At 33.4% G+C, this 26,650-nt stretch carries 20 protein-coding genes; 10 read left to right on the forward strand and 10 right to left on the reverse strand.

What is annotated here, in order from left to right:
* Positions 1-6: 6 nt before the first annotated feature.
* Together Q0910_RS19260 and Q0910_RS19265 are read right to left on the reverse strand one after the other, a co-directional pair.
* On the reverse strand, positions 7-573 hold the full coding sequence (locus Q0910_RS19260) for a hypothetical protein (protein ID WP_299220011.1): 567 nt from the start codon (positions 571-573) through the stop codon (positions 7-9).
* A 44-nt stretch (positions 574-617) separates the two neighbouring features.
* The gene (locus Q0910_RS19265; RefSeq protein WP_299220012.1) at positions 618-2,153 is read right to left on the reverse strand and encodes a helicase HerA-like domain-containing protein; all 1,536 of its coding nucleotides are present in this window, start codon (positions 2,151-2,153) and stop codon (positions 618-620) included.
* 157 nt (positions 2,154-2,310) lie between these two features.
* Here Q0910_RS19265 and Q0910_RS19270 point away from each other — a divergent pair, with 157 nt between their 5' ends.
* The gene (locus Q0910_RS19270; protein WP_299220016.1) at positions 2,311-2,763 is read left to right on the forward strand and encodes a RidA family protein; all 453 of its coding nucleotides are present in this window, start codon (positions 2,311-2,313) and stop codon (positions 2,761-2,763) included.
* Between the two features lie 68 nt (positions 2,764-2,831).
* Entirely contained in the window at positions 2,832-3,461 is a 630-nt protein-coding gene (locus Q0910_RS19275; RefSeq protein WP_299220020.1) for a 7-carboxy-7-deazaguanine synthase QueE, read from the forward strand.
* A 1,422-nt stretch (positions 3,462-4,883) separates the two neighbouring features.
* Here the strand turns inward: Q0910_RS19275 and Q0910_RS19280 are convergent.
* Entirely contained in the window at positions 4,884-5,417 is a 534-nt protein-coding gene (locus Q0910_RS19280) for a DUF2911 domain-containing protein (protein ID WP_299220023.1), read from the reverse strand.
* Between the two features lie 258 nt (positions 5,418-5,675).
* On the opposite strand from Q0910_RS19280, the gene asnB reads away from it, so the two are divergent.
* On the forward strand, positions 5,676-7,361 hold the full coding sequence (gene asnB, locus Q0910_RS19285; RefSeq protein WP_299220026.1) for an asparagine synthase B: 1,686 nt from the start codon (positions 5,676-5,678) through the stop codon (positions 7,359-7,361).
* A gap of 127 nt (positions 7,362-7,488) precedes the next feature.
* On the opposite strand, the gene Q0910_RS19290 is transcribed toward asnB, so the two are convergent.
* Positions 7,489-8,661, reverse strand: coding sequence for a M12 family metallopeptidase (locus tag Q0910_RS19290; RefSeq protein WP_299220029.1), 1,173 nt, complete (start codon positions 8,659-8,661; stop codon positions 7,489-7,491).
* A 515-nt stretch (positions 8,662-9,176) separates the two neighbouring features.
* On the opposite strand from Q0910_RS19290, the gene gyrB reads away from it, so the two are divergent.
* The 7 genes from gyrB (at position 9,177) to Q0910_RS19325 (ending at position 22,594) form a co-directional block, all read left to right on the forward strand.
* A complete protein-coding gene (gyrB, locus tag Q0910_RS19295; protein ID WP_299220033.1) occupies positions 9,177-11,117 on the forward strand; it encodes a DNA topoisomerase (ATP-hydrolyzing) subunit B in 1,941 nt (646 codons plus the stop codon).
* Between the two features lie 185 nt (positions 11,118-11,302).
* Positions 11,303-12,328, forward strand: a complete 1,026-nt coding sequence (locus Q0910_RS19300; RefSeq protein ID WP_299220035.1) for a DUF6588 family protein — start codon at positions 11,303-11,305, stop codon at positions 12,326-12,328.
* Positions 12,329-12,521: 193 nt separating this feature from the next.
* Positions 12,522-13,448: a malate dehydrogenase gene (gene mdh / locus Q0910_RS19305; RefSeq protein WP_299220039.1), complete on the forward strand. Its 927-nt coding sequence runs from the start codon at positions 12,522-12,524 to the stop codon at positions 13,446-13,448.
* A gap of 75 nt (positions 13,449-13,523) precedes the next feature.
* A complete protein-coding gene (locus Q0910_RS19310) occupies positions 13,524-14,480 on the forward strand; it encodes a hypothetical protein (protein WP_299220043.1) in 957 nt (318 codons plus the stop codon).
* Between the two features lie 141 nt (positions 14,481-14,621).
* The gene (locus Q0910_RS19315; RefSeq protein ID WP_299220046.1) at positions 14,622-15,188 is read left to right on the forward strand and encodes a hypothetical protein; all 567 of its coding nucleotides are present in this window, start codon (positions 14,622-14,624) and stop codon (positions 15,186-15,188) included.
* A 230-nt stretch (positions 15,189-15,418) separates the two neighbouring features.
* A complete protein-coding gene (secDF, locus tag Q0910_RS19320; protein WP_299220049.1) occupies positions 15,419-18,460 on the forward strand; it encodes a protein translocase subunit SecDF in 3,042 nt (1,013 codons plus the stop codon).
* A gap of 447 nt (positions 18,461-18,907) precedes the next feature.
* Complete coding sequence (locus Q0910_RS19325) at positions 18,908-22,594, forward strand: starch-binding protein (RefSeq protein WP_299220052.1); 3,687 nt, start codon at positions 18,908-18,910, stop codon at positions 22,592-22,594.
* Positions 22,595-22,670: 76 nt separating this feature from the next.
* On the opposite strand, the gene Q0910_RS19330 is transcribed toward Q0910_RS19325, so the two are convergent.
* From Q0910_RS19330 to Q0910_RS19355, 6 genes are all read right to left on the reverse strand, one after another.
* The gene (locus Q0910_RS19330) at positions 22,671-23,168 is read right to left on the reverse strand and encodes a DUF192 domain-containing protein (RefSeq protein WP_299220055.1); all 498 of its coding nucleotides are present in this window, start codon (positions 23,166-23,168) and stop codon (positions 22,671-22,673) included.
* A 179-nt stretch (positions 23,169-23,347) separates the two neighbouring features.
* Positions 23,348-23,647, reverse strand: a complete 300-nt coding sequence (locus tag Q0910_RS19335) for a hypothetical protein (protein WP_299220058.1) — start codon at positions 23,645-23,647, stop codon at positions 23,348-23,350.
* 85 nt (positions 23,648-23,732) lie between these two features.
* On the reverse strand, positions 23,733-25,094 hold the full coding sequence (gene creD / locus Q0910_RS19340; protein ID WP_299220062.1) for a cell envelope integrity protein CreD: 1,362 nt from the start codon (positions 25,092-25,094) through the stop codon (positions 23,733-23,735).
* Positions 25,095-25,123: 29 nt separating this feature from the next.
* Positions 25,124-25,777, reverse strand: a complete 654-nt coding sequence (locus tag Q0910_RS19345) for a DUF1361 domain-containing protein (protein ID WP_299220065.1) — start codon at positions 25,775-25,777, stop codon at positions 25,124-25,126.
* Positions 25,777-26,091, reverse strand: coding sequence for a hypothetical protein (locus tag Q0910_RS19350; protein WP_299220068.1), 315 nt, complete (start codon positions 26,089-26,091; stop codon positions 25,777-25,779). Before Q0910_RS19350 ends, Q0910_RS19345 begins: the two co-directional genes overlap by 1 nt.
* The gene (locus Q0910_RS19355) at positions 26,082-26,549 is read right to left on the reverse strand and encodes a Coq4 family protein (RefSeq protein ID WP_299220070.1); all 468 of its coding nucleotides are present in this window, start codon (positions 26,547-26,549) and stop codon (positions 26,082-26,084) included. The genes Q0910_RS19350 and Q0910_RS19355 overlap by 10 nt, the downstream gene beginning before the upstream one ends.
* Positions 26,550-26,650 lie beyond the last annotated feature (101 nt).

Genomic DNA, 26,650 nt, shown 5'->3' on the forward strand with positions numbered 1-26,650 from the left:
TAAAATTTAATTAGCATCCCAGTTGATAATAAAATGCTTAATTGTTGCAGAATCAGGTATTTGTGAAGCGTCAATTTTTTTATCAGTATTAAACTTAAGTTCGCTTGGTAATTCTTTTTTGTCAATAGTTATAGATGCTTGTATGCTATCAACAAATATAACCGCAGCACTTAGCGTATTATTAATTTTGGTAATACTGTAATTGTCTTTAATATCTTTAAAAACTCCATCCACGGATAATCCTAATACTGTTTTATATCTCGGATCGATAATCTGAACACTTTCGATCACTGATGTTGGATCATTTTCTTCTCTGGGTTCTAGTGTTAATAGTTTTGCTCCGCCTTTTTCATAAATTTCAATTGTATTAGAAACATTTAGGAATTGACTATTTTTAGGCATTTTCACGATAGAATCACTTGCGTAGATTGAATCTAATTGATTTACTTTTATAGTATTGGTCAGTTTTCCTATTCGATTATAAGAAATTTCGAAAGGATCTTGCTTTTTGTCTTTCTGACAACTTAATATCGTTATACAAATAAGTAAAAGGCAGCTAATTTTTTTAGACATAATAAGTTAATTATCCCAAGGTTAAACAAAGATTTGTATTGTGTTTAGCGCAATAATTTATTTAGAACTCCCAATGCACCTCTAATAAAGGTAGCACTTGTCAATACTTTGATGACAGCTTTTTCGGTAGTACTGGATCTTCTGCTTTTGGAACGAGAGCTAGAGGAACTTCTACTAAGTTTTTCTCGTTCTTTTTTAGCAGCAGCTTTGGCTTCTTCAGCTTCAGCTTTTTCTATTTTTTCATTAAGAATTTCATAGGCACTTTCTCTGTCAATATCTTCATTGTATTTCTTAGAAAGTGTAGATTTTTTTAATAATTTTTTTAATTCAGTTTCTGAAAGGATATCCATCCTACTCATTGGTGCTCTTAGCATAGTTGCTGCAAGTGGTGTTGGACGGCCTTTTTCATCAAGAGCAGATACCAAAGCTTCTCCAATACCTAACGATGTTAGTATTTCTTTAGTATCATAATATTCAGAAATTGGATAGTTTTCTGCTGTAAGTTTGATTGCTTTACGATCCTTTGCGGTAAATGCTCTTAGTGCATGCTGAACCTTAAGTCCTAATTGACCTAAAACACCATCCGGTACATCTGTAGGGTTCTGAGTAACAAAATAAAGACCGACCCCTTTAGAACGTATTAATTTTACAATACTTTCTATTTGATCCATAAGAGCATTCGAAGCTTGCTTAAATATCAAATGTGCTTCATCCAGGAAAATTATCAATTCAGGTCTTCCGCTATCTCCTTGTTCCGGAAACGTACTATATACTTCTGCCAGAAGACTAAGCATAAATGTAGAGAATAGTTTAGGTTTATCCTGAATATCCGTTAAACGTATGATATTAATAAATCCTCTACCGTCATCATCCACTCTACATAAATCCTGTACATCAAAAGAGCGTTCTCCAAAAAATGCATCTGCTCCCTGCTGTTCTAACTCTACAATCTTCCTAAGAATAGCACCTGTAGAAGCTGTAGAAATTCTACCATAATCTTTTTCTAATTCTTCTTTTCCCTCGCGAGTAGCGAACTGAAGTACTTTTTTAAGATCTTTTAAATCTAATAATGGCAATTTATTATCATCGCAATATTTAAAAATAATAGAAATAATACCAGCTTGTGTTTCAGTAACATCTAGTATTCTGGAAAACAATACCGGGCCGAATTCACTTACGGTTGCTCTAAGTCGAACTCCGTCTTGCTCTGATAACGAAAGAATTTCTACAGGAAAATCTTTTGCTTCGAATGGAATTCCTATTTTTTCGTGTCGTTCATCAATTTTTGGATGACCTGGACTAGCAGCGGCTAGTCCACTAAGATCTCCTTTAATATCCATAAGAAGAACTGGTATGCCTTTTTCACTTAGATTCTCCGCGAGAACTTGTAGTGTTTTAGTTTTACCAGTTCCAGTAGCTCCTGCAATAAGTCCGTGTCTATTTAATGTTTTTAGTGGAATCTTAACGTGAGCATTTGTCACGGTTTCTCCATTATGCATTGCTGCACCTAAGGCGATAAAATCACCTTTGGTAGTATATCCTTTATTTATATGATCAAAAAATTCCTGATTACTACTCATAGTTGATGTAAATTTTGATAAAAATAGGAATCTTACCTATTCTATCGAAATGAATGTGATTTTGTTTTGGGTAAATTTATAATTTTTAAATCAATAAGAAGAGGTGTAGAAAATTATAGTTTACTTTTATATGTCATAAATCATAACCTCTAGTATAATGAAAAAGATATATTTATTAATAATTCTAGTTGCCTTTTCGTTTAGTTGCAGTCATCGATCTGATTCCGGGACTTCAATCGTTTTTCATAAAACTCATGAGCCTAAAAAAGAGAATGCTCCATTTTCGGATGCCGTGCAAGTGGGAGATTTATATTTTCTTTCTGGTCAGATTGGGATGGATCACACGACACGTAAATTAGTAGCTGGAGGTGTAGAAGAGGAAACGAAACAAACTCTCGAAAATATTAAAGCTGTATTAAAGCAGCATGATATGGGTATGAATAATGTAGTGAAATGTACAGTTATACTTGCCGATATAAAAGATTTTGCCGCGTTTAACGAGGTTTATAAGACGTATTTTCCTCAGAAGCCAGCGAGAACTACTTTTGCGGCTAAAGGTTTAGCGGTCGGAGCGAAGATTGAAATAGAATGTATCGCTGCTAAAAATTAAAGTTAGATTACTTTTCCATACAGATTTTATAATTTTAATTATCTAATGTTGTGTACCTTTGCAGCCTTATGCAAGAAAGTACAGAGAAATTGGTGAATGAGGGTAAGATGCTTCCGCTTATGGAAGAATTTTATACCATACAAGGAGAAGGGTATCATAAAGGTACTGCTGCTTATTTTGTAAGAATTGGTGGTTGTGATGTTGGATGCCATTGGTGCGATGTAAAGGAAAGCTGGAACGCGGATTTGCATCCACCTACTACAACCGATATTATTATAGAGAATGCAGTAAAATATAGCAATGTAGTGGTTGTTACGGGAGGAGAACCGCTAACTTGGGATATGACAGAACTTACTAAAGGACTAAAAAACAAAGGTGCTCAAACTCATATCGAAACATCAGGAGCGTATACACTAACTGGTCATTGGGATTGGATATGTTTATCACCAAAAAAGATAAAATTGCCTAAACAGGAAATATATAGTGAAGCTCACGAGCTAAAATGCATTATCTATAATAAGAATGATTTTGATTTTGCAGAGGAGCAAGCTGCACAAGTTTCAGAAAATTGTGTATTGTATCTACAACCTGAATGGAGTGTTAGAGATAAAGTTATTCCATTAATAGTAGATTATGTAATGGAAAACCCTAAATGGAAGGTGTCTTTACAGACGCATAAGTACCTGAATATTCCTTAATTAACGCATTTTGATTACGGTTTTCTGCTTTTTTTAGAAAATTTAAGTGTTTGATTCTTAGCGAATTACGGTTTAACCGTAAATATAAGGGAAATATCCCCCTATTTTTAATTATAAAAAGTAGGAATAAGACTACTTTATTAACATTAAATATCCATTAAATGGTTTTTTGTCGATAAAAATTGTATTTTTATCAAATGCTTATGTTTTTTTAACATATATGTTTGAAAATCATCAAAGTAGTTGTTAATTTTATGTAAATAATTAAAAACAATATACTATGAGAAATTTTTACACTATTTTAAGTTTACAATTTAAATCTGTTATAACTTTTATTAAGGAGTTACCTTCTGCTTCAAGCCATGTAATAAGACATTAATAATTATAATACATAAAACCCAAATTCTATGTATTTTATAAAATTGTAAAAGGGATTATCTAACTGACAATCCCTTTTTATATGTAATTTGCTATTTTTACATTTTCCAATTATTCCATTATATAGGTATAATTGAATAAGTTATAGAGTCTCAAAATTGAAAACCTCTTGATAATATTAGATAAGGTATACATTAGGTACTTATAAGTGACATGTTTTAATCTAATTTCTTTCTTTTTGAGGAGTGTTGTCTGCTAACAACTTAAAAAACAGGGGGATAAGCCCCTTTTTTTGTGTCTTTTTCTGTAGGGTAATTCTTCGTAATTTAACATCAATGCTTTCGATTATGTCTTTATGTCGGAGATAGATGATTTTATATCTAAAATTTGAATTTCTGTGTGTTAATTTTTTTTACTCATATCTAATAGAGATTTATATTTGCATAACAAATTAAAAATCAAACTATTATGAAATTATTTTACGGTATAATGACAATTGATGTTAAAGCGTTAATGAATTTTTTGAAAGAATTGCCTTCTGCTAGTAGTAATGCTATTCATAGGTAATCAAATTGGTATATATGTTAATTTAATATAGTTAACTTAGAAAGGGAAAGAATAGTAATGTTTTTGTTTAGTCAAAAATGATTTTATACCGTATGTTAGAAAACATGATGGATATGTAGGAATTGATTTTACTAGTATAAATGAAATTTGCGTTTTTAATCGATCAAAAATTACCTTACATCTAAAAGTACTTACATATTTTGTAAAAAAATTGATTTTAAGCCTTTTAGGTATTATATTGTAAATAATTAAATTGGAAATATTATGGGGCTATTTTACACTAAATTCAGATTAACTTTTAGGATTGTCATGGACTTTCTTAAAGAATTACCAGGAGCGTCTAGTCACGCTATCCACAGATAGTTATTATTTCAGTGAAATAATTATACCTTTCTAGTCAAAAGGTTGATGTAAAAAAAATAGAAACGAGGTTAATTTTAACCTCGTTTTACTTTTTTATTCTAATCTGTAAGCTACTTAGTTGTAGAAAGGAACTTCTACTCTAGTAGTTTCCCATCCAAGTACCATATGATAGCCTTTATCAACTTTTTTGAAAGCAATAGAAAATGCTTCTAGTTCGTCACCTTTTGCTGCTGGAACCTTTATTTTGGCAACATCGTTTTTGTCATTATAAGAATATGCTCCCCAAACATCCAAGTCAGAATTTAGGATAATAGTCCATTCTTTTTCTCCAGGTATAGTAAACAAAGAATAGGTTCCTGCTTTTACTGTTCCATCACCTAATTTCATGTCCTTAAAAAGTTTTATCTCAGTAGCTTCATCAGCTCCAGTTCTCCAAACTTTTCCGTAAGGCACTTTATCTCCTAGCATGGTTCTTCCTTTTTTCTGAGGTCTGCTATAAATTACCTTAATATCAGGTTTAGCATTCCTATCAGCTTTTGCATAAGAAATATCTGTTGGACTTTTCTGCATTCCTGCAAATTTCTGAGCATTCATACTAGTTACAGTTCCTAAAAACATAATAACTGCAAGTAAGAGTGATTTTTTCATAATTCGTGATTTTATTTTTTAACCGTTGTAAAGATATATGTGAACATACATATGAAATGTTAATCCTGTCATTAAGTTCTGTTAAAAGAGTTAAATAACAACTTGATAGTTTTGGTAGTGTTTTTTTATGTTTCATGTTTTAATTAATCATTCAAATAATAGTTTTTGTTATAATTTGAAATCAATAAATATATTAATGTTTAAATAATGTAACTATAATTGCATCTTTGACTTCTCAATTAATAGAAAAAGAAGAATATGTGTGGAATTGTTTGCGCTTTTGAATTAAAAGAAAAAGCAGAGATTTTAAGGCCTCAGTTATTGGAAATGTCAAAGAGAATACGTCATAGAGGTCCCGATTGGAGTGGTATTTATTCTGATGAAAAGGCAATCTTAGCTCATGAAAGATTGGCAATAGTTGACCCTGTGTCGGGTAAGCAACCTTTGTTTAGTGAGGATAAGAAATTAATCTTAGCTGCTAATGGCGAGATATATAATCATGGAGAAATCCGTAAGGAGTTTGAAGGAAAATATAGTTTTCAAACGGAGTCTGATTGCGAAGTTATTTTGGCTTTGTATAAGGAAAAAGGGACTAAGTTTCTAGATGATCTAAATGGTATTTTTGCATTTGCTCTTTATGATGCGGAGCAAGATTCGTATTTAATAGCAAGAGATCATATGGGGATTATTCCTTTATATATGGGATGGGATCAAAATGGAACTTTTTATGTGGCATCAGAGTTAAAAGCTTTAGAAGGAGTTTGTGCTAAGATAGAATTATTTCCACCTGGACATTATTTAGATAGTAAGACAGGAGAATTGACAAAATGGTATATCAGAGACTGGTCGGATTTTGATGCAGTAAAGGATAATCAAACAAGTATAGATGAACTAAGAGATGCGCTGGAAGCTGCTGTGCACAGACAGCTAATGTCTGATGTGCCATATGGAGTGTTGTTGTCTGGAGGTTTAGATTCTTCAGTAACTTCAGCGATAGCTAAGAAATACTCTGAGAAAAGAGTAGAATCTGGTGATACTAAGGAAGCTTGGTGGCCTCAACTGCATTCCTTTTCTGTTGGATTGGAAGGATCGCCAGACCTTGCTGCTGCACAAAAAGTGGCTGATCATATAGGAACGATACATCATGAGATTAAATTTACTATCCAAGAAGGATTAGATGCTATCAAAGATGTGATATATAACTTAGAAACATATGATATCACTACGATTAGAGCATCAACTCCTATGTATTTGATGGCTAGGGTGATTAAATCTATGGGAGTAAAAATGGTGCTGTCTGGTGAAGGTGCAGACGAAATATTTGGAGGGTACTTGTATTTTCATAAAGCACCAAATGCACAAGAGTTTCATGAGGAGACAGTTCGTAAGTTAGATAAACTTCATATGTATGATTGTTTAAGAGCTAATAAATCACTTGCTGCTTGGGGAATTGAAGGAAGAGTTCCTTTTTTAGATAAAGAGTTTATGGATGTAGCCATGCGTATTAATCCACAGGACAAAATGATCAACGGAGAACGAATGGAGAAGTGGGTAATTCGTAAAGCTTTTGAATCTTATTTGCCGGAAAGCGTAGCCTGGAGACAAAAAGAGCAATTCTCCGATGGTGTTGGATATAGCTGGATTGATACTTTAAAAGAGGTAGTGGAGACAGAGGTGACAGATGAACAAATGGCGAATGCACATTTCAGGTTCCCAATTCAAACACCGCAAAATAAAGAAGAATTTTATTATAGAACTATATTCGAAGGTCATTTTCCAAGTGATGCTGCAGCATTAAGTGTTCCGCAAGAACCTTCTGTTGCGTGTAGTACAAAAATTGCCCTTGAATGGGACGAGGCTTTTAAGAATATGAATGATCCAAGTGGAAGAGCGGTAGCGAACGTTCATGACGACGCTTATTTATTAGGAGAAGTTGTTCAATAGAATAGTATATCGAAGAAATTTAAAGATTTCAGCTTGAGTCGCTGAAAGTTGAGTTAATTGAGATGTGAAAACCCTGAGAAAATTTCTCAGGGTTTTTTTTTATATAATTTTATTGGGACAATATAGATTAGTTGCTTCCACAACGACCTTGATTAGACCATCTTCGATTGCTTTGTAAAAGATATAAATAACCGTTATAGGTAACTTGATCACCAGGAGAATAACTTCTACTGTTGCTATAAGCATCAATGCCTTCGCAGATATCAGCCGTCTGGGTGTCACCACACTCTCCTAATCTGTTCCAGCCGTTAAAATCTCTTTCATACAAGAATCCTTGGTAGGTTACTTTATCACCAACACTATATCTAATATTAGGAGACCATTCATCAATTCCTTCACATATATCGTTTCCGTCTCCATCGCCGTCACCGCCGCCGTCACCATCTCCAGATGGGTATACCTGATTAGTACCTGCAATATCTCCAGCGGATAATTCAGGTCTTCTTCTAGGATGTGTGGTTCCGTCTAATTGAACGATAGTAGGTTGTCCATTTTTACTAAATGTATAAGCGCCATACATCATCGTTGATTTGATATCAAATTCACCAATGTTTACAGAGTTTTCATTTTTTCTAAACTGACTAGCAGCACCGTTTTGGATATTTTCGAAAAGAATTCTTACGTGATTGTCTCTATCAGAACGAGTTTGTTCGTGAATGTAACCAAGAGTGTGACCGATTTCGTGGATCATTACTACTTCGCTAGTTCTAACACCCATATTAATTCTACCACGAGTGCCATTAACACCTAAATTAGCGCTTGCACAATTACAGTTATCGCCATTATTTGTTATGGTAACATAGTAATTTTCATTAGTTCTTTCTTTGAACTTGATGTTTGTTTTACTAGTCCATTCTTGCATAGAGTTTAAAGATACTTGTCTTTGATTGTTACTTAAGTTACTGTCAAAAACATAAATAATGGTATTATTTGGCCACTTTTGAACTCCTCTGTAGAAACCTAATCTTTCATCTAATTCTTCATTTGGTGTCGGGTTAGCTTCATATCCAATCTTTTGGTCTGTTAGTTGTCTGGATTCGTAAATGATGTCACCACCCAAGAATGTTCCATCTCCTAGATCCTTTACTAAGACAACGTCGTCGTTAAAGAACTTTTTGATCAATTCGGTTTCTTCAGTACCTGATACTTCTTCAAAACTTTCGTTTGTGCAGGAGCTTGCTAAAAGTCCTAAACATATGAAAGCAGCTTTACCGAAATTCATTAAATTTTTAGTTTTCATTTTTAAAAAATTAGTTGATTTTGTGTTTTACTTCTTATTTTATAGTAGCAGTATTATTGCTTTGCTGTTTTAACGAGTAGCGCTGATAATATTGTAAAACAAGGTTCTCAAAATGTCTGGTTTCTATTATTCGTAAGCGCTGATTGAGAAATCGTAGATATCAAAACTTCTATTGACTAATTTTGTCTTAAATAAAATATGTTTGTGGGGTATGTTTTTTAAGTTTGTGATACGAAATAAACATTGGTTTCTTTATGTAGAATTTTTTTATTAATGTGTTTATTTACAAAGCGTTGTGTTTGTTTTGTGTGAAGAAACTGAATTATTAATTTAATCTTAAATCGATTTTAAGACCATTTTTATCGCTTTTAAGAGCATTTTCTCTTTTTCTGGTAGTTGTTCTTAACTAATTGTTGATAACTCTTTAAATCATATCCTATAAAACGCTTTGTACATTTCTCTCTTTTTTTATCTTTGTTTGTTGACCAAAAATTGTAATTAATTAAAGCTGATTTATGAGCGAAGAAGCAAATAAAAATAATTATTCTGCCGATAGTATTCAGGCGTTAGAGGGAATGGAACATGTTCGTATGCGTCCGTCGATGTATATTGGAGATGTTGGAATTAGAGGTTTACACCATTTGGTATATGAAGTCGTTGATAACTCCATTGATGAAGCTATGGGAGGTTATTGTGATACTATTGACGTTACAATAAATGAAGATAATTCGATAACCACCAAAGATAATGGACGTGGTATTCCTGTGGGTATCCATAAAAAAGAAGGTGTCTCTGCATTAGAAGTTGTGATGACTAAGATTGGAGCCGGAGGAAAGTTTGATAAAGATTCTTATAAAGTATCTGGAGGGTTGCACGGAGTTGGTGTTTCTTGTGTGAATGCTCTTTCTGATCATCTGCACGCAATAGTACATAAAGATGGCAAAGTATGGGAGCAAGAATATGAAAAGGGGAAACCGCTATATCCTGTTAAGTCAACAGGTGATACCGACTTTAACGGTACGGTTGTTACTTTTAGACCTGATCCTACGATTTTTCAGCAGACCTTAGAATATAATTATGACACCTTGGCAAGTCGTATGAGGGAATTGTCATTCCTTAATAAAGGAATAACTATTACTTTAACAGATAAACGTCATACCGATGATGATGGTAAGTATGTTTCCGAAACATTTCATTCTAAAGAAGGATTAAAAGAATTTGTTCGATTTTTAGATGCGAGTCGTAGTGCTATAATAGGACATGTAATCTCTATGGAAGGAGAGAAGAATGATATTCCTGTGGAAGTTGCAATGATTTATAATGATTCTTATGCAGAGAATCTTCATTCTTATGTAAATAATATTAATACCCACGAAGGGGGAACGCATCTTTCAGGATTTAGAAGAGGTCTTACTTCTACACTTAAGAAGTATGCAGATGCTTCTGGGATGCTTGATAAGTTAAAGTTCGAAATTGCAGGAGATGATTTTAGAGAAGGACTTACGGCAATTGTTTCTGTAAAAGTTCAGGAGCCTCAATTTGAAGGGCAAACAAAAACTAAATTAGGAAACAGAGAGGTTACTTCTGCAGTTTCTCAGGCAGTTTCTGAGATGTTAGAAAACTATCTTGAAGAAAACCCTAATGACGCTAAAACGATTGTTCAGAAGGTGATTCTTGCGGCTCAAGCTCGTCACGCAGCTAAAAAAGCTCGTGAAATGGTTCAGCGTAAAACTGTGATGAGTATAGGTGGGCTTCCTGGTAAACTATCTGACTGTTCAGAACAAGATCCAGCTTTATGTGAAGTGTTCCTTGTCGAGGGAGATTCGGCAGGTGGAACTGCTAAACAAGGGCGTGATCGTATGTTTCAGGCGATTCTTCCATTACGTGGTAAGATTCTGAATGTAGAAAAAGCAATGCATCACAAAGTCTTCGAAAATGAAGAGATTAAAAATATATTCACCGCTCTTGGAGTGACTATTGGTACAGAAGAAGATAGTAAAGCATTGAATCTATCAAAGTTACGTTATCATAAAGTAGTGATTATGTGTGATGCGGATGTGGATGGTAGTCATATTTCTACCTTAATTCTAACATTCTTTTTCCGTTACATGAAAGAATTAATAGAAGCAGGTCATATTTATATCGCTGCTCCACCATTGTATTTGGTGAAAAAAGGAGCAAAAAAGCAATATGCGTGGAACGATGATCAACGAGATATGATTGTAAAGGAGTTTGGAGAAAGTTCTAAAATACAGCGTTATAAGGGTCTTGGAGAGATGAATGCAGAACAACTTTGGGATACTACTATGAATCCTGAATTTAGAACTATGCGCCAGGTAACAATAGATAATTTGACTGAGGCGGATAGAATTTTTTCTATGTTAATGGGTGATGAAGTACCTCCTCGTAGAGAATTTATAGAGAAAAATGCTGTGTATGCTAATATTGATGCTTAATATAAGTGTCACTAAATAATTTAGAATGAAATCCGTTGTAGACTGTATAGCGGATTTTTTTATATATTGTTGCGCCTATAAAACCCAAATCTTATGAAATGAGCACGCTAAAGCATTTCGATATTGTTCGAATATTTGGCTATGTGAATTCCATCTGATTATTGAAAAACAATACATACAAACAGATGAAAAAAACGATACTACTTTTTGTGATGCTTATGCTTAAAGTGTCATATGCGCAAACCAATGTAGATCAGTTGTTAGAGTTAGGTATAGAGAACGCACAGCGTTTTAGTACAGATTACTTCGCTCCTGCTGGAGAAGCATTGGTAAATAGTATGTCTAACGGTTGGTATAAAACCGCTAAGGTTAAAAAATTATGGCGTTTTGAAGTTGGTTTTGTTGGTAATCTATCTTTTGTAAGAGAAGAAAAGCAATCATTTGCTCTTAATGCGGCGGAATATAATGGTTTAAGTATTAGAAACCCTGATACTTCTCCTGGTTCTGATCCTTTCGTGCCAAGTGTTCAAGTGGCAAATGCTTTTGGAGGTGATCAAGGCGATATTGTTGTAGTTTTAAATCAAGGTGTGGTACAGGCGGAAATAACACTTCCTGACGGAATTGGTGCTAAAGAGGTAAATATAGCACCTACAGGTTTTCTTCAAGCCTCGATGGGAATATCTAGAAGTACAGAGATTAAAGCAAGGTTTTTGCCAAAAATTGCAGTAAGAGAGAATACAGAGGTTTTTCTATATGGATTGGCTGTACAGCATGAGTTAACTGATTGGATTTTTTCTTGGAAAAGACTTCCATTTAGGTTTTCTGGATTAATAGGATATACCAGTGTGCGAGGATTTTATGACTTTGCAGCGGATAGTGGTACTGATGGAGCAGATCAGGAGATACGATTAAAATCCAATTCATGGTTAGTTAGTGGTATTATTTCTACTAAACTTCCTAAATTTAATTTTTATGGAGGCTTTGGGTATTATACAGGAAACAGTACAGCAGATGTTTTAGGTACTTATAGAGTAGAAAATGGACCTTTAGCTTTACAAACTTTAGAAGATCCAATTTCTGTAGATAATAAAACTTCAGGTCTTAAAGCAACTATTGGCGCCAACGTAAAATTGGGACTCTTCAGAGCAAATTTGGATTATACACTTCAGAATTATCAAAACCTTTCTATTGGTTTGAATTTTGGCTGGTAGTATGAAAATATGATTAATTGAAAGATCCGTAATTTTACGGATCATTTTTTGTAATAAAAAGAATGATTTTAATCCGAATTCTGACCGATGTCATTTATCGGTAATTAACCATTTTTTGAGGAGAATAAATCGGTAAAGAATTCGTATTTTCGCGGTGCAAAAAAAATTTATTTAACATTCAAAAATATAGATAATGAAAGTTACAGTAGTAGGAGCTGGTGCAGTAGGTGCAAGTTGTGCCGAATATATCGCCATTAAGGATTTTGCTTCAGAAGTAGTGTTATTGGATATCAAAGAAGGATATGCAGAAGGAAAAGCAATGGACTTAATGCAGACGGCTTCTTTAAACGGGTTTGATACAAAAATAACAGGAACTACTAATGATTATTCTAAAACTGCAGGAAGTGATATTGCTGTAATTACGTCTGGTATTCCGCGTAAGCCAGGAATGACTAGGGAAGAATTGATTGGTATTAATGCAGGGATTGTAAAAACAGTTTCTTCTAGTTTGATCGAACATTCTCCAAATGCAATTATCATTGTAGTAAGTAATCCTATGGATACGATGACATATCTTGTTCATAAAACTACTGATCTTCCTAAAAATAGAATTATCGGTATGGGTGGCGCTTTAGATAGTGCTCGTTTTAAGTACAGATTAGCTGAAGCATTAGGAGCTCCTATTTCTGATGTAGATGGGATGGTTATTGGAGGTCATAGTGATAAAGGTATGGTGCCACTTACAAGATTAGCAACTAGAAATAGTGTACCAGTTTCAGAATTTATATCTGGTGATCGTTTAGAACAAGTTGCTGCTGATACTAAAGTTGGTGGAGCTACACTTACGAGCTTATTAGGAACTTCTGCTTGGTACGCACCGGGAGCTGCTGTTTCTGGATTAGTTCAAGCTATTGCTTGTGATCAGAAAAAGATATTCCCTTGTTCTGTATTATTAGAAGGAGAATATGGCTTAAATGATCTATGTATCGGAGCGCCTGTTGTGTTAGGTAGAAACGGTATTGAAAAAATAGTAGAAATTGAACTTAGTGATGCTGAAAAAGCAAAACTCGCTGAAAGTGCAGAAGGAGTTAAGAAAACAAATGGATTATTAGAGCTATAGGCTATTGTATCCTTTTTGTTAATATATATAAGAGCTGCTATTTAATAGCGGCTCTTTGTTTTTAAATTTAAATATATGATCAAAATCCAGTTCTATAAATTTCTAATAATTACATTAAGTTTTTTCTTTTCGCTCTTACTATGTTCTTGTGATTTTGGACCACAACCAGATAAGATTATTGAGATGACTTTAGAATTACCTGAAAAAATCAATTCTAATAAGCAAATTGACTTAATCATTTTAAAGTTAAATAAGAGGTTGCAAAAAATAACTAAAAACCCTGAACTATCAGTATTACCTAATAAAAATCATATCAAAATTACAATAGCTACTAATTTTCTAGAAGATAGATTTAAAAATTATATTCTAAATCCAGGAAAATTAGATTTCTATGAAACGTATAACTCAGAGGATTTGTCACTTTTTTTTGTACAAGTTAATGAAGCATCAAAAATCAATAAAGAATCTGAAGATAATCCATTTTATGACTTGATTAAAGGAAGCAGTTATTCAGGAGATGCAGTTTTGTTTTATGTAGCAGAAAAAGATACTGTTTGGGTAAATCAATTTATATCTTCTAAAAAAGTGGAGTCTGCATTGCCAATAAAAAAGAGATTCATAAAATTTTTATGGGGTATAAAAGAAAAAGAGACAGGATATATTCCATTATATGCTCTTAAGAAAAATAAACTTGGTAAACCTGCTCTTAGTGGTGATGTAGTGGTAGATGCTTTTCCGACGTATAATGCATTGGGCATGCCAGCGATTTCAATGCAAATGAATGAAGAGGGTGCCGAAAAATGGGAAGATTTGACAGGAAAAGTTTTTCAACAAAGATCTAATATTGCCATAGTTTTGAATGATCAGGTATATAGTGCTCCTGGCGTGTCATCTGGTCCAATACACGGAGGTAGTTCTGAAATATCTGGAGATTTTACTAAAGAAGAGGCGCAGGATTTTGCTAATATCTTAATGTCAGGTTCTATCCCGAAAATGAAAATAATTAATGTTGAAGTTAAAAAAATAAAATAGAAGCTTTTTAGCGTACAAACTATTATGACTTATATTTATTAGAAGACTTTAGAAATGCAGTTTTAATTTTTCTATATTTGCGGCGTGAAGAAGGAATGGTACTTCAAGATTTTAATCAGTGCGTTTGCATTACTCGTGGTAATGCAACAACAAACTGTGGTACCTAATCAAGAAATTGTTCTAGAATTTACGGATATTGAGATTACTTCTTTAGAAGCTCAAAATGTGATAACAATTGTAAAGAAGCAATTGGAGTCCATCGGAGTTAAAAACACTCGTATATCTGAAGAGTTATATAATGGAAAACTTAAGATATCCTATTATAGTGATGCGGATGTAGAGAGTATAAAAAAAATACTTTCAGAAGAGCAGCACGTAGCTCTAGACCATGTTTTTTATGATCAGAATACATCAAATGATCAATTACCTTTAGATAAGAACTCTGCTGATTACAATCTTGATGTTTATAAAATTCAGAAAAGTACAGACACGGATACTGATTTTAATGGTATCTATGTTTTAGAAATAAAGCAAAAACAAGATAATAGAGCTTCAGGTTCTTATGGGTATAGTTTCGCTACTGAAAATAGCAACAATAATAGAAGTAATCTCACAGAACTTGCCTTAAAAGTAAATGTCGCAATCGCTATTGGGATTGATAATACTTCATACCAAATTCCAGAAGTAAGAGCTGGGCCAATTTCCTAGTACAAGGGTATGAATTTTTACAAAACCCTTTAATTTCAGCAAATTTTAAAAGTTAAAAACAAAGAGTGATCATTACTTCTTTGAACTACTTTCGACTTTATAAAATAAAGCTAATGTCAAAATTATGACAAGGGTTTCTAATCAACAGAATATTAATAAACTAGTAATCGTTGAATCTTAAGTGATTGCAATAATCATTTGTTCAGAAGATTTAACTAAAATAAATAACAATGCAAAATAAAGGACTTGTTAGAGTGTTTGCGATTTTATTTGGATTGGTATGTATTTACCAATTATCGTTCACATATTTAACATACACAAAAGAAAAGGAAGCTGAGAATTATGCCTTAGCTAAATATCCAGAAGCAGATGCTTCTAAATTAAGAGAAACAGCAGAGAAAAATTATTTAGATTCTATCGGGAAGGATCCGATTTTTGCGAATTTTAGCTATAATGATGCCAAAGGAAAAGAACTTAATAAAGGACTTGACCTTAAAGGAGGGATCAATGTGATTCTTCAGATTTCAGTAAGAGATATATTAGAAGGATTGGCTAATAACTCTAAAAACCCTGCTTTTGTACAGGCGTTAGATGCTGCAGATCAAACACAGAAAGATAGTCAGAATACATATGTAGAAGACTTCTTTGCAGAGTTTGAAAATATCCCAGATGCGCAATTAGCATCACCAGATATCTTTGCGAATAAGAACTTAAGTGATGATATCACTTTTGATATGACAAATGATGTAGTAAAACCGGTTCTGAAAAGAAAGATTGACGAATCTGTAACTTCTGCATTCGAAGTATTACGTAAACGTATTGATAAGTTTGGGGTTACACAACCTAACATCCAGCGTTTAGGAGAATCTGGGCGTATTTTGGTAGAATTACCAGGTGCAAAAGACGTAGATCGTGTTAAGAAACTTTTACAGAGTACAGCTCAATTAGAATTCTGGGATGTAGAAGGTTCTCAGGAACTTGGACTTTTTCTTAACAGAATGAATGAAAAGCTTAAAAAAGAATTAGAAGCTAAAAACAATAAAGAAGAAGTTAAAGAAGAGGTTGTAAAAGATACTTTAGAATCAGAAATTGCTGATTCAGAAAAAGTATTAGATACTGTTCAGGCGGATACTACAAAATCTGATGCAGATGCAGAGATTGAAAAATTATTAGCTGATTCTGAAGATTCTACTGATATAGAAACTCAGGTAAATCCAATTAATGATTTAGCAGGTCCTCCATCAGTTCCTGGAGCGTTGATTTCTGTTGCGCTTAAAGATGTGGAGCAGTTTGATCAGTATCTAGAAAGAAAAGATATTAGAGCTTTATTGCCTCAGGCTTTACGATACACTAGGTTTGCTTGGAGTAAGCCTGAAAAAGAAGGAGAAAGAGTAGATTTATATGCATTAAAAGGGAATCGTGATGATACTCCAGAATTAAGTGGAGGAGTAATTACAGATGCGGCTCAATCATATGATCAGGTTAATAATGTAGTGGTTACCATGCAAATGGATGGTAAAGGAGCTAAGAAATGGGAAGAAATGACCGGAAGAGCTTCTCAGACCAGAGGTCAAATCGCTATAGTTTTAGATAATATTGTATATTCTGCACCAGGTGTTTCTAAAGGACCAATTTCTGGAGGTAGAAGTGAAATTTCTGGAGACTTTACTGTAGAAGAAGGACAGGATTTAGCAAATGTTTTGAGAGCGGGTAAATTACCTGCTTCAGCAGATATTATTCAGAGTGAAGTAATAGGACCGTCGTTAGGACAAGAAGCTATTGATAGTGGTGTAATGTCTTTTGGTATTGCATTAGTGCTAATCTTAATCTGGATGATCTTTTACTATGGAAAAGCAGGAGCTTTTGCTGATGTTGCATTAGTAGTAAATATTTTATTTATTTTTGGAGTATTAGCTGGATTAAAAGCTGTGTTAACATTACCTGGTATTGCAGGTATTGTATTAACGATCGGTATGTCTGTGGATGCAAACGTACTTATCTTCGAAAGGATTAAAGAAGAGCTTGCGAAAGGTAAATCCCAGGTAGATGCAATCAAAGATGGTTTTAATAATGCACTATCATCGATATTAGATGCCAACATTACCACGGGTCTTACAGGTTTAATACTTTTATTCTTTGGTACAGGACCAATTAAAGGATTTGCAACTACCTTATTAATTGGTATTCTTACTTCATTATTTACAGCAATATTCATTACTAGATTATTTATTGATGGATATGGTAAAAACGGTAAAGAATTAGCATTTTCTACAGCTGCTACTAAGAATTTATTTAAGAATATAAATATCAATTTCCTTGCAAAAAGAAAGATAGCTTATGTGATTTCTGGTATTATTGTTACTGCAGGACTTATATCTTTATTCACACCAGGACAAGGTTTAGATGAAGGTGTTGATTTTGTTGGAGGTAGAACCTATACAGTTCGTTTCGCTAAGGATGTTGTGCCTACGGATGTAGAAAAGGATTTAGTAGCTGTTTTTGGTAGTGCGCAGGCAAAAACATTAGGAGCTAATAATCAATTAAAGATTACAACCAAGTATAAGGTAGATGAAACTGGTGAAGAAGTTGATTCTGAAATTTCTAGATCATTGTTCGATGCATTAAAACCTTATTTAACAGATGGATTGACCTATGATCAGTTTTCTAATGGAGATGAAGATAAGCAAGTAGGGATTATGCGTTCTATGAAGGTTGGACCGACGATAGCGGATGATATTCAACAAGCAGCGTTTATTTCGGTTATCGGATCGTTAATTGTGGTGTTCTTATATATCTTATTCCGATTTAGAAGATGGCAGTTTAGTTTAGGTGCTGTAGCTGCAGTATTCCATGATGTATTAGTAGTATTAGGTGTGTTCTCATTAACATGGAAATTTATGCCATTTAATATGGAAATAGATCAGGCATTTATTGCTGCGATATTAACCGTTGTAGGGTATTCATTGAATGATACCGTGGTTGTATTTGATAGAATTAGGGAGTACTTAGCAGAGCATACAACATGGACATTAGATAAAAATGTAAATGCTGCATTAAATAGTACATTAGGACGTACATTAAATACGTCTTTAACGACTTTATTAGTATTGATCGCAATCTTTATTTTTGCAGAACCATTAAGAGGATTTATGTTCTCATTAATTATTGGTGTGCTAGTAGGTACATATTCTTCATTATTCATTGCAACTCCTGTAATGTATGATACAGTGAAGAAAGTAGGTTTAAAAGAAAAGAAGAAAACTGAAGAATAGCTTTCTTTTCTAGAAACTTTAATAATAAAAAAAAGCTGCATTCTAAAAAGAATGCAGCTTTTTTATTTGAATTTCTCAATATTTAAGTTACAATTTTAGGGATCTTTTTCTTTTTGTTAACACTATATCGTTTGCGGGACAGTTGAATAAGAAGTTTACTTTTTTAATTACTTACATTTGAAAATATCATCATCAAATAGTTAATTTTTTGGCTTATCGATAGTTGAAAACATGATTTAAAATAATATCTACACCCTTTTAGTATTATGTAGTTGTATATAATCGAAAATTTTAGTTGTTATTTTTTAATACTAATTATACCGAAATATTTATAAGTAGTTTGCAAATATAAGATCTGGGAAAACTTTCTTTGCAGGTAATAGTTGTTTTTTGGAATATATAAATGCTGTTAACAGCACAATACAATATATTTAACACACAAGATTCATGAAAAACACTAACTTATTTTTACTACTACTATTTTTCTATTCTGGGATAGTAGCGCAAGAAGTCCACACTTCTTATTTGTGGCATATGCAACAACCTAATTATTGGCCGGAAAAAAGTAAAGAGAATCCTAATCGATATCAAACGGTTATGGAGTCTCATAATTTGAAATCTTCAGGAGACTCTTGGAATGTATACGAGGATGGAATAAGTCATCCCTTAAATAATTTAGAGGAAATTTTCGGAAAGTATGATCGAGTAAAGGCATATCAATACGGCCCCAAAAATTCTGTTCAAACATTATTGGGGTTACCAAATGGTGGTGCGCAGGTTAATTATTCAGGATGTCTGATAGAAAATGTAAATAGCTTGGGTAATGCTGGTGTTTGGGGGTATAGCCAAGGTTGGGAAAATAATTTTATAGAAGCCAAAAGTTGGAAAACATCTGGAGGACAACCTAGGATGGACTTAACAGGATTTACATTTCATCACGCCTTAGCGCCATTAATAAGTGAACGCGCTTTGAGAATGGAATTAAAAACTCATAAATTATTAATGACAGAAACTTTTGGAGGTGAATATTCTAAAGGTTTTTGGCCAGCAGAATGTTCATTTTCGGAAAGGATTATAAAGGTTTTAGTAGAAGAAGGTTTTCAATGGTCGGTAGTAGCAAATAGCCATTTGTCTCGTACATTGAATGATTATCCATTAGATTATGGTACATCTGGCGTAAATATCGATCCACCTAACGCAGCTGATAAAGTAACTACTAACGGTCAGAATTGGTGGAAGGGTCAAATTGATGGAAGAGGAGGAACTTTTGCTGCTCCTTATTGTTATCAAGCACATAAAGCACAATATATTGATCCAGAAACTGGTCAAGCGTATAAAATGGACGTAGTTCCTATGGCTGATCTATTAAGTTATCAGAATGGATTCAGTTCTATGGGAACAGGAGAAATAGATGCGAATATCGCTCCTTTTAGTAATTCTAGTCAGCCATCAATTGTATTACTAGCTCATGACGGGGATAATGCTTGGGGAGGTGGAGATAGTTATTATCAGGAGTCTGTTCCTGGGTTTGCTAATGCAGCTGCTTCTAAAGGATACGATCCTACTACCATACAGCAATTTTTAAATTCTTATCCAGTTCCAGAAAGTGATATTGTAAAAGTAGAAGATGGATCTTGGGTCAATGCTGCGAATGATTGGGGACATCCTCAATTTATTAATTGGTTATGGCCTTTGTATGATACTGCCGATTATAGATTTAATCCTGATGGATGGACAGAAGATGCTAGAAATTGGGCTGTAATTACTGCTGCGGAAAATTACGTATTAACAGCAGAAGATAATAGTGGAGGGGTAGATATAGCTAAGGTAATTGATCCTTCTTTCGGAGCTTCCAATGCAGAAAAAGCTTGGCATTTTTTCTTACCATCTCTGACGAGTGGTTATATGTATTACGGAAAAGCAATTGATATGGAAGTAAAGCAAACTTTAGCAGGTAATATTGCGATAGAACATGCTAAGGAAGAAATAGGTGATACTCCCAATCAGGATAATACTGCACCTTCTGTATTTATACCACAGCGTTTTCCATATAACCCGGGAGGTAAGGGTTTTGGACCTATATATGCATATCAAGAAGTTCAAAACACTTCTGATTTTCATGTTTGGACATTTGCCTATGATGTGAGTGGATTAGCATCGGTTGAATTGAAATACAGAACGGATAATGATGGTAAAAATCCTATCTCTGATAATGTTAATGATACATATTCAGGAGGAGAAGGTGTCAGTTCTTGGAATAGTCAATCAATGACTCAAAAACAATTCCCTAAAGGAAACATAACACAAGATCCAGAAATTGATTTCTTTATAGAGCCAACCGCAATTGCAGATTTATGCTATGCAGAGATTAAGGGGTTATCCGATGTGTTAGTAGATTATTATGTAGAAGCAGTGGATACCAAAGGAAACGTGTTTAAGACACCTATTCAGCATGTCTATGTTGGAGGGTTTAATAGTAGTGATGAAGTAACTCTTACTGTTACTCCGGATTCTGGAAATTATGATGATGCTATCACCGTAGTAATGGAAGCTTCTACAACTGCCGATAATGGTGGGGTAGAAGTTTATTATACTACGGATGGATCAGAACCAAATCAATCAAGTACAGAGTATATAACTTCTTTTGATATTGGAGATAGTGATAGTGAACTAATCACATTAAAAGCAATAGCATTTGATGCTGATGAAAACGCGTCGGAAGTGATTACTAGAAATTATACATTTGGCGACCTACCTTCTTATGACATTCACTTTAAGAATACCTCTAACTGGAATCAAGTTTATGTATATGCTTTTGATAAAAATAATAATGTAGCATTACCAGGGTGGAATTGGCCAGGTAAGTTAATGACTAAAGAGCAAGATTCACCGTGGTATATTGCTACCATAGCAGAATCAGTAGAAGTTGGTCTTGTTTTTACAAATGGAAATGGAGAGCAGTCAGACGATCAATTTAGAAACGTAAATGGTTGGTATGTATATTCAGAAGATATTTGGTATGATCAATGTCCTTCGGATTGTCCTGGGATTTTAGGGTTACCGGAATTGTCAGTTGCTCCGCAAGGAGGATCTTATGAAGGAAGCGTATCAGTTAATTTATCATCTAGTAGCCAAGGAATAATTTATTATACTACGAATGGATCAGAACCTTCAGACTCAAGTTCTTTATATCAAAATGAATTAACTTTTACAGAAGATACTACTTTAAAAGCTATTGCTTATAATAGTACGGGTCAGTCAACTATTATTTCTGAAGATTATAGTATTACCGAAATTCAATCATACACTGTTTATTATCGAAATGTTTCTAGTTGGAATGATGTATGTGTGTATTTATTTGATAAAAATACAAATCAACCTCTACCAGGTTGGAATTGGCCAGGTAGATCAATGAATAGAGAACAATCCTCTCAGTGGTATTCATTTTTGATTGAAGAAAATGCCGAAATAGGTGTTGTTTTTAATAATAATAACAATGGAGAACAATCTGATGACTTAACTAGAGTAATAGATGGGTGGTATGATCCATCCACTAATCTATGGTATGATGTGTGTCCAACTGCATGTCCAGGTGATGTTTCTGATGACGAATTGATAATCCATTATAATAATAACAATACAAATTGGAATTCCGTAACCTTGTATTATTGGGAAACAACTCCTGCATCTTTAACTACTTCTTGGCCCGGCGTTGAAATGACCGATATAGATGGAGATGGATGGTATGAATATACGTTATCAGGTGTAGAATGTGCAAAAGTTATTTTTAGTATAAATGGTGGACAGCAGACAGCAGATTTAGAAATCTGTGGAGAAGGATGGTATGATAATGGCTGGGTAAGTAATCCATTAAATAAGGTGCCAGGAGCAAATACAACCCTAATTTCTTCACCGTACCCTAATCCTTTTCAGAATGGAATTAATTTTAATCTATTAGGGGAAGTTAAATCTCTCAATGTTACTGTTAGAGATGTAAAAGGAGGCTTGTATTACTCAGATACTGTATCTAGTAAGAATGGAACAATATCAATACCGCTTGATGTTGCAAAAGGAATATATTTTGTAAAATTCAGTAATAAAACTATTAATAAGGTTGTGAAAGTTATTAAATAAATTTTCCAATTGTATCCCTAGGGAAACCCCTTGAAAAATTATTTTTTTAAGGGGTTTTTATTTGATACTAATAAATTTAATTTTTCTTAAAATAGATGGAATCTCCAACTTTTAGATTCCATTGATCAGATAATCCAGCATTAATTTCTAAAATATATTTTGCTGGTTTTCCTGATGGTAAAGATGTTTCGTCTAGTGGTTTTGCATTTTTCTGAAAACTTACAATTTTAAACTCATCATCTATATAGATAATGTCTAATGGGATCAAAGTATTTTTCATATAAAAACTCTGAGGTTTAAAATCTTTCTGGATAAAAAGCATACCTCTTTTTTCTTCCATAGACTTACGATACATTAAGCCTGTTTCTCTTTCATAATCATTATCCGCAATTTCGATATCCAAAGCAACAACTTGCTTAGGGATAGAATCTCCTATGTTATAAATAGAAAGCTCTCCTTCTTTGGTAAACTGTATTTCTTCGGTTACTATTTTTTGATTTTTTTCCTCTTGTTTACAAGAAAATATACTTAAAGTAGTGATTGCTATTAAGGTTATAAAAATGTTCTTTTTCATTAGAGTTTTCTTTTTGTTATTCCAATGTACTTGTCTACCATAACGTTAGTGAAGGTAGAGAGTGGAATCTATTTAGAGTCGGAAATTAACAGTTTTATTTTTGAACGCAATTCCGAAAGCGACAAATCTTTGTTAAAAAAAAAGCCGCACTTCAAAAATATGAAGCACGACTTTCTCAACTAACTAACCAGCATTTTGATTTTCGATTTTAAGTAACGAATTAATTCATAATTCATCAACCCTATAATTGCTCCGGTAAAAGCGGTGCATATAAAATTGAATATACTAGGAACCGGATGTCCGCCATTATAGGCAGGGAACGAATAGAATATGTCAAATAATTTTGTGGGTTCATTGACGTGATAGTAACAGCGATCAGGAATCAAAATTTCTTCTAATACGGCATAATTGATTAATAATGCCATTAGTGCTCCAATACTAATATACCATACGCTTTTTTTGATTTGATTTCTTTTCATGAAATGAAACATAATTTTATTCTAAATTATTCAGAGTTCGAGCTGTGAGTTTTTAGTTTACTCACAACTCACAACTCACAACTCATCAAACCCCATCATTTACCCAATCAATCTTTCTGGATATCATCATAATGGTTCCTAGGATTAAAAACAATCCAATGCTTCCCACTAATAATGCATAATTTTCTAATTGAATAATGACAAAAATGAAAGTGTATAAAGCAGCAAGCGAAGCACCAATCAATCCCATGAATTTAAAGCTTCTAAGAATAGCTTTAGAGTAAATCGATATAAGCAGTACTACTGCAATTCCGGCGATTCCATATGCGTAAAGAAAACTAGAATGCTCAGAAATCGAGATCAATAAGGTGTAAAACATAGTAAGTGCCAATCCGATCATTAGGTATTGAAACGGATGAATGGTAATCTTGCTAACCGTTTGTATCAAAAAGAATACTAAAAAGGTTAATGCAATTACCAGGTATCCATATTTAGCAGCACGTTCACTCTTTTGATATTCATCAACAGGGATTAATAACTTAACTCCAAAAGCCGATGAATTGATATGAGGTAGTTCTCCAAAAAACTCTTGTTCGAATTCTCTGTTTATTTGTAATACCTTCCAGTTTGCTTTAAATCCATTTTCAGTGATTTCTTTGGTCTTGGTATCGGGTAAATAGTTGCCATTAAAGCTTGGTGAAGCCCAGTTAGAAGTCATTGCGACATTGGTTTCCCTTCCAACAGGTATAAAGCGTAATTGCTCACTGCCGTTCACTTTTAGATCCATTTCAAAATTGATCTGGTTTTCTTTAGGTAAAGAAGAATCTTTAAGAAATTTTGTTTCGAATCTGTTGGTATTGGAGTTTTGAGTATATCTGGATTGTAATGGGTAATTTTCAGATCCAATTTTTAATTCTAAATTGCTTCTAATTCCCTTAGAATTTGTAGAGTTTACTATAACAGTAGCTTTGTTCCACAATATATCTTCTGCTTTAATATCTTGAATTTCGAAGTTGGGAGCAGTAAAAGAACCTTTAATTTTCATATCGGCAGTATATACAACCGATTCATAGATACTTCTTCCTAAATTCTCAGATTCTACATTGGTATTGATATCCAGTGTATTCGGAAAAAAGAAAGCCTGATGAACGGAGATGATATCCTCCTGAAGATAGGATTTGGTTTTTTCGTCCCAGATTTTTTTGAGTTTATGAGTTTGGTAAGGGATTTTCAGGATTGGTCCATATAGTAATACTTCATTTCCCCATTTTTGGTTAATCTCGCTTACCACTTCTTCTTGTCTGTAGGCTCTTTCCTGTATCAGGTTTTTGATATAAGAAAGTGGAATTAATAATACTAAAATTAGTATTCCAACCATAAGCATACGAACTGTAATTGAAGTTTTTATCCACTGTCCAAAGGACTTTTTTTGTTTTTGAGTTTCCATAGTATTTGAAATTTATAGTGATTGTATTTTTAGTTGTTTTCTTTGTTATAATGATAGAACAAGTGATATGTTATGATTAAGAAACCACCAAAACCCATAGTAAATGCCCAAGTGTTTATGTGTTCTATTGGGAATATGATTCGCTGAAATATGTCTCCTAGAATATTCATGGGATTTTGGAGAAGATCCCAGCTATTCCATCGCAATATTCTTCCCATATAAATCCCAAACCCACATAATAATAGTGTGAGGTGTGTTATGAAATTGGTTGTCTTTTTGGAAAAATGTTTTTGAAGCAATTCCTGCATAGTTCGTAAAGAGGCGAATCCTACAATCAATCCATTGATGGCAAAAGATAGAATCAGCAATACATCAAACCATACGGATTGCAACGTGCTGAGACGGATGTGTTGTAAATCGGTAAGGATATATGGAGCATTAGGAAGAAATGCTAGCCAAAAGATGAATCCTATTCCAAACAAAAATCTATTCTTGTATATTTTGCTGAAACTTAATATCGTAGTTATTCCATACGGAATACAGGCTAAAAACAGATTCCAAACTAAGAATAAGAAAAAATTAGATTCTACCTTCGCTATTCTTATAGATAGAAGTATGATGCTAAATACGACAGCGATGCTGAAACCTTTAATAAAAGGTAATTGTTTATGAATTATGTTCATTATATGAAAGTGTTATGAAAGGGATTGTTGATTACAATAAGAAAGTATCCGATGGCGATCGGAATATTGAGTAAGAATACCGATATGGTTGTTAGATTTTCCTTATAATAATGATGGTTTATAATTGTATTAGCTAATAACCCAATGAAAGTGATACCATTAAGAACTGTAGCGATCAATACATAAAACAACCCAATGAGTATGACTTGATCCCAATAGGTGATAAGGTGTAATAATAAAAGTATGGTGCCAAGTAAAAAGCTGAAAGTTGCAATGATAAGTGCATTTCTATTTACAGATTGTATTATTTGCATGATGTAGAAATTAAAAATGTGGTTCGTATAGTGTCTAGTGATTGATCTAATAATTTTTTGAAATCCAATTGATGGAAGACATATGCATTACGTCCATTTTTATAGGCGGTTCTGAATACTTTAAATTTATCGGGGTAGAGTAGCGTACCAATCGTAATTACAGTGTAGAGGTATAAGCTCTTTTTGCCATTACCTAGAAGATAGTACTGCATAGATATTTCTTCAGGCACCGTAATTCCTGTTTTTGTTAAGACATGAAATACATCATGGTTTTCTAATTTAGGTTGAGGTGTGAAATCATGCTGTAGCAAAAAACTTCCTAGATGAAACCCAAGACTGGTTGTAGGATACTTCAATAATTGTGATACTGATATATCCCAAGGCTCTTCTTTTTTGAACCATTTTTGATATGGAATTTTACTCCATTCATATAAAATTTCTAATAAAACTGATCTCATTTGGTGTTTTAAAAGTACTTTGAATTTCAAAGTAAATTGATAAAAAAATATATTTTATTAATTCCCTCTTGAGAAGGATAGAAATACAATGCGGTTTATCG

Origin of the sequence: uncultured Aquimarina sp. (assembly GCF_947495315.1) — a bacterium.
Classification (GTDB): domain Bacteria; phylum Bacteroidota; class Bacteroidia; order Flavobacteriales; family Flavobacteriaceae; genus Aquimarina.